7 protein-coding genes are annotated in these 11,989 nt (G+C 33.3%); 2 read left to right on the forward strand and 5 right to left on the reverse strand.

Translation table 11 applies throughout. The annotated features are described in order from the left end of the window. Positions 1-375 precede the first annotated feature (375 nt). A complete protein-coding gene (locus M1D73_RS19195) occupies positions 376-2,295 on the forward strand; it encodes an LTA synthase family protein (protein WP_481157941.1) in 1,920 nt (639 codons plus the stop codon). A 48-nt stretch (positions 2,296-2,343) separates the two neighbouring features. Here M1D73_RS19195 and M1D73_RS19200 read toward each other — a convergent pair whose 3' ends face one another. Next, positions 2,344-5,127 carry a dynamin family protein gene (locus tag M1D73_RS19200; protein ID WP_001235314.1) on the reverse strand — a complete coding sequence of 928 codons (2,784 nt, stop codon included), beginning with the start codon at positions 5,125-5,127 and terminating at the stop codon, positions 2,344-2,346. Positions 5,128-5,633: 506 nt separating this feature from the next. Here M1D73_RS19200 and M1D73_RS19205 point away from each other — a divergent pair. Next, on the forward strand, positions 5,634-5,819 hold the full coding sequence (locus M1D73_RS19205) for a hypothetical protein (RefSeq protein WP_000461138.1): 186 nt from the start codon (positions 5,634-5,636) through the stop codon (positions 5,817-5,819). Positions 5,820-6,082: 263 nt separating this feature from the next. On the opposite strand, the gene mutL is transcribed toward M1D73_RS19205, so the two are convergent. The 4 genes from mutL to M1D73_RS19225 form a co-directional block, all read right to left on the reverse strand. Further along, positions 6,083-8,026, reverse strand: a complete 1,944-nt coding sequence (gene mutL / locus M1D73_RS19210; RefSeq protein ID WP_000516465.1) for a DNA mismatch repair endonuclease MutL — start codon at positions 8,024-8,026, stop codon at positions 6,083-6,085. A gap of 8 nt (positions 8,027-8,034) precedes the next feature. Then, positions 8,035-10,707 carry a DNA mismatch repair protein MutS gene (gene mutS / locus M1D73_RS19215; protein ID WP_000196021.1) on the reverse strand — a complete coding sequence of 891 codons (2,673 nt, stop codon included), beginning with the start codon at positions 10,705-10,707 and terminating at the stop codon, positions 8,035-8,037. Positions 10,708-10,887: 180 nt separating this feature from the next. After that, complete coding sequence (gene cotE / locus M1D73_RS19220; protein ID WP_001288799.1) at positions 10,888-11,430, reverse strand: outer spore coat protein CotE; 543 nt, start codon at positions 11,428-11,430, stop codon at positions 10,888-10,890. Between the two features lie 125 nt (positions 11,431-11,555). After that, positions 11,556-11,987, reverse strand: coding sequence for a YlbF/YmcA family competence regulator (locus tag M1D73_RS19225; RefSeq protein ID WP_000870461.1), 432 nt, complete (start codon positions 11,985-11,987; stop codon positions 11,556-11,558). Positions 11,988-11,989 lie beyond the last annotated feature (2 nt).

Below are 11,989 nucleotides of genomic sequence, written 5' to 3' on the forward strand. Positions count from 1 at the left end.
TACAAAATACATATGTAATATAACTGTATATTTAAAACGATTGACATTCAATTCTAATAAATTGAATGTCAACAGTTTTAAAAGTCTCTATCCATTTTCACTTTTATTTGTTCGATATTTTGTAACATCATCATAGTGTTTAATATGGTAGGATGTCTATAAGTCAATTTCACTACAACTATGACTTGTTCTGCCCGTTTCTCAAAAAGAGTTATATTTATGCTACTACGCTTTAAAAATCCCCATTGTATATATATGAATACTTCAAATTATTCCCTTTAGAAAACAAAGTCTAAATGGTTCATTACACTCTAATAGTTATAAAAACATAATATATAACTTTAGTTAAATAAATTATATAAAGAAGGTGTAAAAATGAAGAACAAAATAAATTTACAAATGCAAAATATAAGTTTTGTTATAATAATGGCTTTAGCGGTATGGTTAAAAACATATCTTATTACGCGATTCAGTTTTGATTTAAAAATCGAGTCTTCAACGCAAGAGCTCATTTTGTTTATTAGCCCTCTAGCCGCATCATTAGCATTTGTTGGATTAGCATTATTTGCAACTGGTGAAAAGCGAAATTATATAGCGCTCTGTATTAATTTCTTATTAACAATCGTGCTTGTTGGAAATGTAATGTTCTATGATTTTTATAGTGATTTCGTTACATTACCAGTACTTGGACAAACCTCAAACTTCGGCCAATTAGGCGGCAGTATTATAGAAATATTAAACTACAAAATTATACTCGCATTCGTAGACATTGTTTTCTTCTTTATTTTATTAAAAAAGAAATCATTGGTCTTTAAAACAGAACGTGTAACTCATTCTACGCGCTTGTTATACTTTCTTTTAACGATTGGTGTATTCTTTGCGAATCTACATCTTGCAGAAAAAGAGCGCCCTGAATTATTAACAAGATCATTCGACCGAGTCATGCTTGTCAAAAATTTAGGCTTATATACTCACCAAGTATATGACTTAACACTGCAAGTAAAAGCTGGGTCACAAAAAGCACTTGCTGATAGTAGTAAATTACAAGAAACTGAAAACTACGTAAAAGCAAATCAAAGCGAGCCAAACCCTAATATGTTTGGTGCAGCGAAAGGAAAAAACGTAATTGTCGTCACTCTTGAATCCTTGCAGACCTTCTTAATAGGCGCATCAGTGAACGGGCAAGAAGTTACACCATTCCTAAATGAATTCATAAATGAAAGTTATTACTTTGATAACTTTTTCCATCAAACTGGTCAAGGGAAAACATCTGATTCTGAATTTCTAATCGATACGTCGTTGTATCCATTAAATCGAGGAGCTGTATTCTTTACACACGGTAACAATGATTATACTGCAACTCCAGAAATTTTACGTCAGCAAGGTTATTTCACTTCTGTATTTCATGCGAATAACGCAACATTTTGGAATCGTAATATCATGTACTCTGCTCTTGGTTATGATCGTTACTATAATGAGCTTGATTACAAAATTACACCAGAAACAAATTTAAATTGGGGATTAAAAGATATCGAATACTTTGATCAATCAGTAGATATATTAAAAACTGTTAATCAACCATTCTATGCTCGTTTCCTTACTTTAACAAACCATTATCCATTTACGTATGATGAAGATACAAAATTCATTGAACCATACAACTCTGGTAATGGCGTATTTGATCGTTACATCGTAACAGCACGTTACTTAGACGAATCCATTAAAAAATTTATTGAGCGTTTAAAAGCTGAGGGAATGTATGATGATTCTATTATTGTTTTATATGGTGATCATTATGGCATTTCTGAAAAACATAATCGTGCAATGGCACAGTTTTTAGAAAAAGATCAAATAACAGAATTTGATACTCTGAATTTACAACGTACACCTTTATATATTCATATGCCTGGCCAAACAGAAGGTGAAACGATTTCAAAGCCTACAGGACAAATTGATATAAAACCTACTATTCTAAATTTACTTGGGATTGATACTACGAATGATATTCGTTTTGGCCATGATATGTTTTCAGATGAATATACTGGCTTTGTTGTTTTACGTGATGGTAGCTTCGTTACAGATAAGTATGCATACAAAAACAACACTTTCTACGACCATATAACAGGTGAAATTGTAGATTTACCAAAAAAAGAAGCTCAAGCCCTCATTAAACGTGCCCAAAATGAATTACGAATGTCTGACAAAATTATTGAAGGCGATTTATTACGCTTCTCAGAAAGTAATAAGATTAAAACTGGTGAAGTACAAACTAAAATTAAAGAAACAGAAAAATAATCTATATATGAAAAAGGAGCAACTTATTACAGTTGCTCCCTTTTACTTTTATTCTACGCTTGTTTCTAAAGCTACATCCGTATAGGTATTATCATTACCTATATTTAAAATTACTTCACATTGACGCAATCTCAATTCAAAGAGCATGATAGAATCATGATAGATTTCAGGATTTGATTTCATCTTATGTAATATCTCTTGTTTTTCTTGTATTTCTAAATGCGTGTTTTCTACAGCTTGCTTTAAAGAGTTAAATGGATTCCTAAAGAATATATTAATATCTCGCTCTTGTGTGTTTTCAAATAGCTCAAATTGCAAGAAAAATTTCTTCATAATAGAAGCCGTTACTTCAGTATAATCTTCATTTTCTACATACTGTTTGTATTTGTTATATAGCATAGATTTATTTTTAGGAAGAACTCCAAATAATTTACCGGCACTTTTCAGTAAAAATTGTGCTGGCGTAAATCGACGTAAAATATTTACTTCATCCATTTGTATTCTAGTCGTCATCCTGTCAGTATCTCTGCGCCAGTCATCAAGCACTTTAAAGTCACATTCTAACTGTATTCTATTTTCTCCAAATAGTGAATTAAGCCCTTCACTAAGTTCTTCTAAATACGTTTGACTTTGAAGAAGCTCATTATTAGAAGTTGCAATCCAATTTTGCATAGAAAGAGCCAGATTAGGTAACACAGTTTGTTCTAAATATTTATGCACTCTTTCATTCATTGCTTTATTTAGTTCCGTATCCATGTGCCCGAAATCACTTTCTTCACTAATTAAATTAGAACAGCTCTTTAATATCTTCGGAATATTTTCAGTAAGATCATTTGTAATTTCAGTCTTCATTGAACGATATGATTGTGTAATGAAATGAATTTTTTCCCTCTCAAATGTAGTAAGGTTATTAATGCTACCGTTTAGTTTCACTAGCATATCTTCATTCCAATTAATAGCATCTACCAGATTATTTTCTTTCTCAACACGTTTATCCAAAAGATATGTAATTGTTTTTCGAATGAAAAATAATAACTTTTCAGTACGTTCTGCATCGATATTTTTATGATTAAAGTTAAAATGAATAAACTCAGTTAAATCATTTAATTGTTGACTACTTGTATATAACGAGGAATAAGGGAAAATTCTCGCATACGGGAAATATGTGTTTATTCTCGTTGCCGTATCATGTAATACCCTTTTCACTTCTGCTTCACTGTAAATGTTATCGATTTTATTTAATAAGAAATGAATTTGTAAATTTGGCGTATGTTCTTGAATACTTAATAGAATGTCACGTTCTTTATCAGTAAAAGGTGAATCCGCATTCAATACGAACAGTAATTCGTCTACAGAATTTAAATATTCGAATATCTCATCTCTAGTGTCGTTATTCCTATTAAAGCCAGGTGTCACTACAAATGCAAGTTTATTTTCATTTAAAAATCTGCATGGTAATTTAAATTCAACACACGCTCTATCTCTATATGTTTGATGGTGCTGAGACATCATATTATGGTAATCAGAGACATCTTCCGTTGTTGTAATTGCTGAGTCTGTTATAGCGTTTATTTCTATATGAGCATCATTTTTTAAAACTACTACATTTGAAATTGATTTTTCTAATATATTTTCTCCTAATATAGAGTTAATAAATGTAGTTTTTCCGTTCCCTGAAGTTCCCGTTACTAAAATACGATTTGTTCTTAAATCTGCGAGCTCGTCAACTAACCATTTAAATCGGTGACCTATTTCTATATTCTGCTTTTGTGCCCACTGTGTAATAGATTCAAAAAGGTGTAAGCTGTACTCTAAGCCATTTACATGATTAATAGAATGTGACAGTAAGTTTTCCGCATGTTCTATATTTGCTGAATCTATTTTGGAAGGGAAAATCTCATCCCATGCCAATACAGCTGCAGATGGAAATACAGCATAAGATGGATTGACTACCTTTAACCAATTTGCTAACAGATTTGGTATGATATCGTTTAATTGTCTAAGCGTATATTGACCTTGAATTAATGCAAAGTACGTTTCTTCGTAAAGAGCAGAAACTTTGTTCCATATATCGGACGAATGTATTTCAATATGTAAGAAAAATTCATTTATTGTGTTAAGCCACAATAAGTAATTTTTTTCATTTTTATAACTGTTCCAGAGTGATGAAACCATTTGCGTAAATTGTACTTGATCTACATTATTTAATGTATCTAATGCATCATAAAAATAGTCTGGTGAAATATGTTTAGTAAACCCTTTATCGATATATCCTTTTAACACCTCAAACCAAGGATACGATTCTATGCGAATTAACTCATTCACAGCAAGCTCTACTGCACTATCAAAATCTTGCTGTTCCTCATAAAAGGAACGGGCAATTTTTGTGACATTCGGATAATCAGGATTTAAAGAAACTGCTTCTTTAATAACACCGAAAGCTGAGTCAAAATTATTTTGCTCAATGTAAAGAGAAAGTAATTGTAGTCTAATTTCGGTCATCAATATTTTATTATCAGTAGTAATAGAAGTATAAATATTTTCAGCAAATGATAACTGATTCAGTTCGAAATAAGCATCCGCAATATTTTTTTGTGCCCATGGTGCTAATTCATTACTAACCTTCTCCCATTTAAAAATAGCTGCTTCAAAATCTTGATGACGATAATAAAATTCACCTTGTGCAAAACGAATATAAGACCCATCAGAAATCTCATTTTTTTCTTCGTTTACATAAGCTTGTCCAAGTACGTCAAGAGTTGGTTTTGTTTCATTCTCCATTAGGAATGTTTCATAATACATCTTTTTTATTAATTGTTTTTCTAATCTCATCTTTTCCCCCACTATATCTTGAAAATACATTTTTAAGATATGTCAATACTTTTTGTATGTATGCTTTTTATCTTAACAAAGAATATCTTTTGGAAAATTTCATTTTCCTTTCATTTTTCAAGTTAGATTGAATTTTTATGAGAAAAGTTTCAGTTTTTTTTCAATTACCTTTCAGTTATGAAACAGCATTAAATGTTCCTAATAACCTAATAACACTATAATATTCCACATTATATTATCAAGAAAATCCCATATAAACCATATTATAAAAACAATCTATATTGAATTTATATACATAATTAACTGTGCTGTCAAACAAAAAAAAACAACAATAGGAGCCAACAGCTATTCATACCATTTCTTTCTCAAATTGTTTTCCTTTAAAATGTTTCAGTAGTTATGTAATTAAATTCCATTAACCTATATAAATAACTAGTCCAAAAAATATCTATATGCATATCATGTTATAGTAAAGAATTTAGGAGATCCTAAAAGGAGGCATTTTCATGTTTGAAGATAAATCTAAAATAAATTACCCATATGAATTTACTGAAACTACAACAGTTCCTCTAAAGAACCCCATTGATAAAAAATTCAAGAACGGCACAGGTACACATAACTTCCCAATTAAGAAGCACTATAAAGAGCAAGTTCTATACACTGAAAAAATTAATAATAATAAAAATAAGTAATTGTATAGATCTTTATAACAATTAGCTAAATAAGAAGCAACATTCAACCATGCATAGTTATTTAGTTAGTAATGATACAATTCATGCACATTTTAAAAAGTGCTGTATACAGCGCTTTTTTATACATAGATAAATTTAAGCTAACACAACCAAGAAATAAACGGTAAAATTACTCCACCATATTCTCGTTTAACTATTAAATCTACATATGAAAAGGGAGCAACAGTAAATGTTGCTCCCTTTTGAAATATAATTTATTCACTCTACATAACCCTCTTAAACATCTTCTCCAACTCATAAGTAGAATGATGCACAAGAATCGGTCTTCCGTGTGGGCATGTGTATGGGTTTGTTGTTGTACGTAATTCTTCCAGTAAGGCAAATATTTGATCGTTCGTTAAATATTGATTCGCTTTAATGGATGCTTTACAGCTCATCATGATGGCTGCTTCTTCACGTAACTTTTTAATATCCACTTTTTTTAGTTTGACAACTTGCTCCATCATTTCATCGATAATTTCTGTTTCTTGTCCTTTCGGGAACCATGTTGGATGCGAGCGGACGATAAAGGATTGATGGCCGAATTGTTCTAAAAATAGCCCAACTTTTTTTAGTTCTTCTAACTGTTCTTCGACACGTAAAAATTCAGTAAGAGATAGATCAATACGGTACGGTACAAGTAACTCTTGTACTTCTTGCGCTACCCTTCCTACTTTATCACGGAAGTATTCATAATTAATACGTTCCTGCGCGGCATGCTGGTCAATCATATATAAGCCTTTATCATTTTGAGCGAAAATATATGTTCCATGCATTTGTCCAATTGGATAAAGCGGTGGTAAGTCATTCCCGTTCATTTCAATCTCTTTTATTTCCCGAACTTCTTCTTCTAATTCCTCTAGTTCAAAATCCTCTTCATTACTATCCCACGATTTCTCTTCTTGAATTGGTTCTTCGATTATCGGTTTAGTGGATGGTTGCCAACTTTGTTCTTCTCTTATGAGCGACTGTGGTGGTTGCCATTCTTGTTTCGGCGGTTGCCACAGTTGTGGTGGCTGTTTCACAGCCTGCGGTTCTTCTTGTTTTGCATCCATGCCAGTTGGTAAAACAATGTCCGGCATAGATGGTTCTTTCGGCTTCGCATGCTCAAACTGGAACTGTTCTTGCACACTTTCGTCTTTTTCTTTTTTCTTCGTTGTTACGCCTGCATCTGGAATGAGCTGTATTTTTTTAAATGCAGCTTGCAATGTTTCTTCGATCAGCTTTAGCAATTCTTGTTCTTTACTAAAACGAACCTCTAACTTCGCTGGATGTACGTTAACGTCAACTAGCATTGGATCCATTTCAATCGATAAGAAGCCAATTGGATACCGGCCAACTGGCAGTAATGTATGGTAGCCTTGCTGAATTGCTTTCATTAGTACAAAGTTTCGAACGTAACGACCATTTACGATCGTTGACATATAATTACGAGATGCTCTCGTTACTTCTGGTAATGTTACATAGCCTTTAATTGTAAAGTCTAAAGATTCAGCTTCAATTGGAACAAGCTTCTTCGCAACTTGAATACTGTAAATCGATGCAAGTACTTGTCTTACATCACCGTTACCTGATGTATGAAGCAATTTCTTTTCATTATGAAACAGTTTTAACGATACTTCTGGATGTGACATTGCAATACGATACACGATATCTGTAATATTCCCGAGCTCCGTATGAATGGTTTTCATATATTTAAGACGCGCTGGTGTATTAAAGAATAAGTTTTGTACTGTAATATCTGTTCCTTTTCGGCTCGCAGTTTTCTCTTGTTTTATAATGTCTCCACCTTTAATTATGAGGTGTGTACCAGGCGCATCACCTGTGCTAGTAATTAATTCTAATTCACTAACAGAGGCAATACTCGGCAATGCCTCACCGCGGAAACCGAGTGTTCTTATGCGAAACAGATCGTTTTCATCTTTAATTTTACTCGTCGCATGGCGTTCAAAAGCGACGATACAGTCTTCTTCTGCAATACCATCACCGTTATCAATGATACGAATTTTCGATAACCCAGCTTCTTCTAAGTGGATTTCAATAGATGTACTATTCGCATCGATAGAATTTTCCACAAGTTCTTTTACGACTGAAGCAGGGCGCTCTACTACTTCCCCTGCCGCAATTAAGTTAGAGAGTTGGTCATCGAGTTTGCGAATTTTCCCCATCTACTTACTCATCCTTTCTTTAACTTTTTCTGTAAGCGATACAATTCGTTCATCGCTTCTAAAGGTGTCATATCAAGTAAATCGATTTTTTTAATTTGCGCCAATACTGCTGTTTCTTTTTGATCTAGCAGAGGTTTGTCTTGTTTCTTCGAAGACTGTTCTCCTCCAAAGAAAGATAGTTGCGATTCTTCTTCAGTCTCTACTTTCGTTTCCTGTATTTCTGCTATTTCCTCTTTTACAACTACAGGTTCTGGAGCAGCTTCTTGTACTTTCACTTCTACTCGTTTTGGAATAATAATTTCTTCCTGTCCTTCTAGCTGTGCTAACACTTCTTTCGCGCGGGCGATTAAGCTATCTGGAAGCTCTGCAAGTTGCGCAACGTGAATTCCGTAACTTTTATCAGCTGCCCCGTCTTGAATTTTATGAAGGAATACTACTTTTCCATTCTCTTCAATTGCTGAAACGTGTACATTTTTCAGTTGATCTAAACTCTCTTCTAACACAGTCAATTCATGATAATGCGTAGAGAATAACGTTTTTGCACCAATTTGGTCATGAATATGTTCAATGATTGCTTGTGCAAGTGCCATACCATCATAGGTAGATGTACCTCGTCCAATTTCATCGAATAAAATTAAACTTCTTTCTGATGCGTTTGCAATTGCATTTTTCGCTTCTAACATTTCGACCATAAATGTACTTTGACCTGATATTAAATCATCCGCTGCACCAATTCTCGTAAAGATTTGATCAAATACAGGTAATACTGCTTCTGTTGCTGGTACGAAACAACCGATTTGCGACATAACAGTTACAAGTGCTAATTGTCTCATATACGTACTTTTACCAGACATGTTCGGTCCTGTAATTAAAAAGACATCCATCTTCTCTGGCATAATACAATCATTCGGTACATACAATTTCCCGTTCAATACTTTTTCAACGACAGGATGACGACCATCTTTAATAAAGATTTCACGCTTCGTTGTTAGTACAGGTTTTACAAACTGTTCTTCTTCACTAACTGTCGCAAAACTTTGCAGTACGTCTAATTCACTAATTACTTTTGCTAAATGTTGTAATTTCGGAATAAATACTTTTACTTCTTCACGAAGCGCTGTAAATAAATCGTATTCTAGTTGTACAATTTTTTCTTCTGCTTCTAAAATTAACGTTTCTTTTTCTTTCAGTTCATCTGTAATGAAACGTTCAGCATTAGCAAGCGTCTGTTTACGTTCATAGCGACCTTCTGGAAGTGCTGCAAGATTCGCTTTCGTTACTTCAATGTAGTAACCGAAAATACGGTTGTATCCGATTTTTAACGATTTAATTCCAGTAATATCACGTTCTCTTTTTTCAAGCTCAGCAATCCACGTTTTCCCGTTTTTACTCACGTAACGATATTGATCAAGCTTGTCATTATAACCATCTTTAATAATATCTCCATCTTTAATTGAAAGCGGTGGGTTTTCTTGAATACTTCTTCCTAGTAATTCTGTTAAGCTTTCACATGGATCTGCACCTTGAATTAATCTCGATGCATAAGCGTTATCTAACAAACTAATTGCTTCTAAAATAGCTGGCACTTGAAGTAATGAACGTCTTAATTGTAATAAGTCTCTTGCATTTACGTTACCAAATGCAACTTTTCCTGCTAAGCGTTCTAAATCATATACTTCTTTTAACTTTTCTTTTAAATCTTCACGTAAGAAGTAATCATTTACAAACGTTTCAACCATTTCTAAACGCTCTTCAATTCTTTCTTTCTGTATAAGTGGACGTTCCATCCACTGTTTTAACATACGACCACCCATAGCTGTTTTCGTCTTGTCCAATAACCATAATAGTGATCCTGTTTTTTCTTTCGTCCGAAGTGTTTCTGTCAGTTCTAAGTTTCGCTTTGAATGTACATCAATTTTCATAAATTGATTCGTATAATAAATTTCTACTGGTTGCAAATGATCTAAAGAACGTTTTTGCGTTCTTATTACATAGTTAAATAAACGTCCAACTGCTTTAATTAATTTTGCTTGTGAAACATTTTTCACAAGATGTTCTAATCCTTCCGGAATTGCCGTTGCATCTTCATACGAAATCGTCATTTTCAATGTTTCAGTTAACTTGTTTAGTTCATCTTTAGAAAATGAAGAATCAACAACAATTTCTTTCGAACCAGTTGCATACACTTCTAATAAAATATCTTCTACTGAACCAGTCAGTAACGTTACTGTATTTTGTCCAGTCGTTAAGTCGTTACAAGCTAATGCATATGATCCATCTTCAAAATGTGTTAATGCGGCTAAGAAGTTGTTTTCTTTCTCATCAATTGTACGCCCTTCCATCATCGTTCCTGGCGTAATTAATTGTACTACTTCACGACGTACTACACCTTTAGCTGTTTTCGGATCTTCTACTTGCTCACAAACAGCTACTTTATATCCTTTTTCAACAAGTTGTTCAATATAGTTTTTAGCCGCATGATATGGTACACCGCACATTGGTATACGTTCACTACTACCACCATCTCGGCTCGTTAATGTAATTTCAAGTTCATGGGCTGCTTTAACAGCATCCTCAAAGAACATTTCATAAAAATCGCCTAAGCGAAAAAATAAAAAGGCATCTTGATAATCTGCCTTAACCTTTAAATATTGCTGTATCATAGGCGTATATTGAGTCATACTTTTCCTCCATAATTCTTACATGATAATCTATTTTCATATATGTCGCATTTCACGGACACTCTTATCTCCTATTTCAGGAGTCTTTCTTCATTATAACATATTTCATAAAGAATCATGTTCATTCAGCGCCACTTATGTAAAGTAAAAAGCTAGGAAGAACTTCTCCCTAGCTTTCTATTACTCTTCTTCTGCATCAACGATAAAGTTCGGATCTAATTCTTCAAATTCATCATCAGCAATTTGGAAATCATCATCTGATTCTACGCAACCTTCAGGATTTACACTTACACAAATTTTCGTTTCTCCAACTACTTCTGTTACAAATTCACGTTCTACAGTTACAACAATTTTATTACCATTTGGTGATACAAGTGCTTCTAAACAATTTGGCGGCTGAATAACACGAGCAATAATTTCTAAATCGTCACCAGAAAAGTTTTTATCACGATAACCAATACTTACTTCGTCCGTGTAGTTCACACGTTCTGTTACAACTTCAGTCTTTGTATTTCCATCAAATGAATACCAAGTGTTCACATCATAGAAACCTTCAATTTCCACATGTTTTCCATTCTTTCTTGCTTCGTACGAGTGGTTAATTACCCAGCACCCTAAAATACTTGTTGGCTCATTATTCGATTCACATGTATGCGTTGACTTTGTATACTTACGTCCTTTTCCAACCACTGCTTTTGTAATAATCTCTCTAAATTCGGACATTCGTAACCCTCCTCAATCACTATTCACTTAATCATATGCGTGACAATAGCGGAATGTGTCATTCTTTTTTTTGAGAAGACCTTACGTTTAATCCACAAAAAAAGAGATGTCAATATGACATCTCTTTAACAACCACAATTTCCTTTTTTACTTTCTACTGCTGCGCCAGTTTCACCCTTTAGTACATCGCCACCAGTTGAAATTAATATTTCATCTGTTACGTTGTTAGAAATTGTACTAGCAACTAACTGTAATAAGTCATTTACGTATGTTTGTGAAGATTTAAATTGTTGTACGACTGGAATACTGTCTAACTTATCTTGCAATGCATCAATTTCAGCTTCTACCTTTTTTAAAGCTTCCCATTTCCCGTAATGTTGCAAGTTTACTGCTTGTTTTTGCAGTGCTTTAATTTCATCGATTGCGCGCTTTACATTTTCATTTTTATGAATTTGCGCCTCTGCTTTCTTAAAAAAATCAACTTCTTCTGTTTCAGAAATCATTTTTGCTAATTCTTTCGCTTGTTCAACAATGTCATCTTTCGAATATACTTTCATCT

The sequence above is a fragment of the Bacillus sp. PK3-067 genome, from assembly GCF_056738645.1.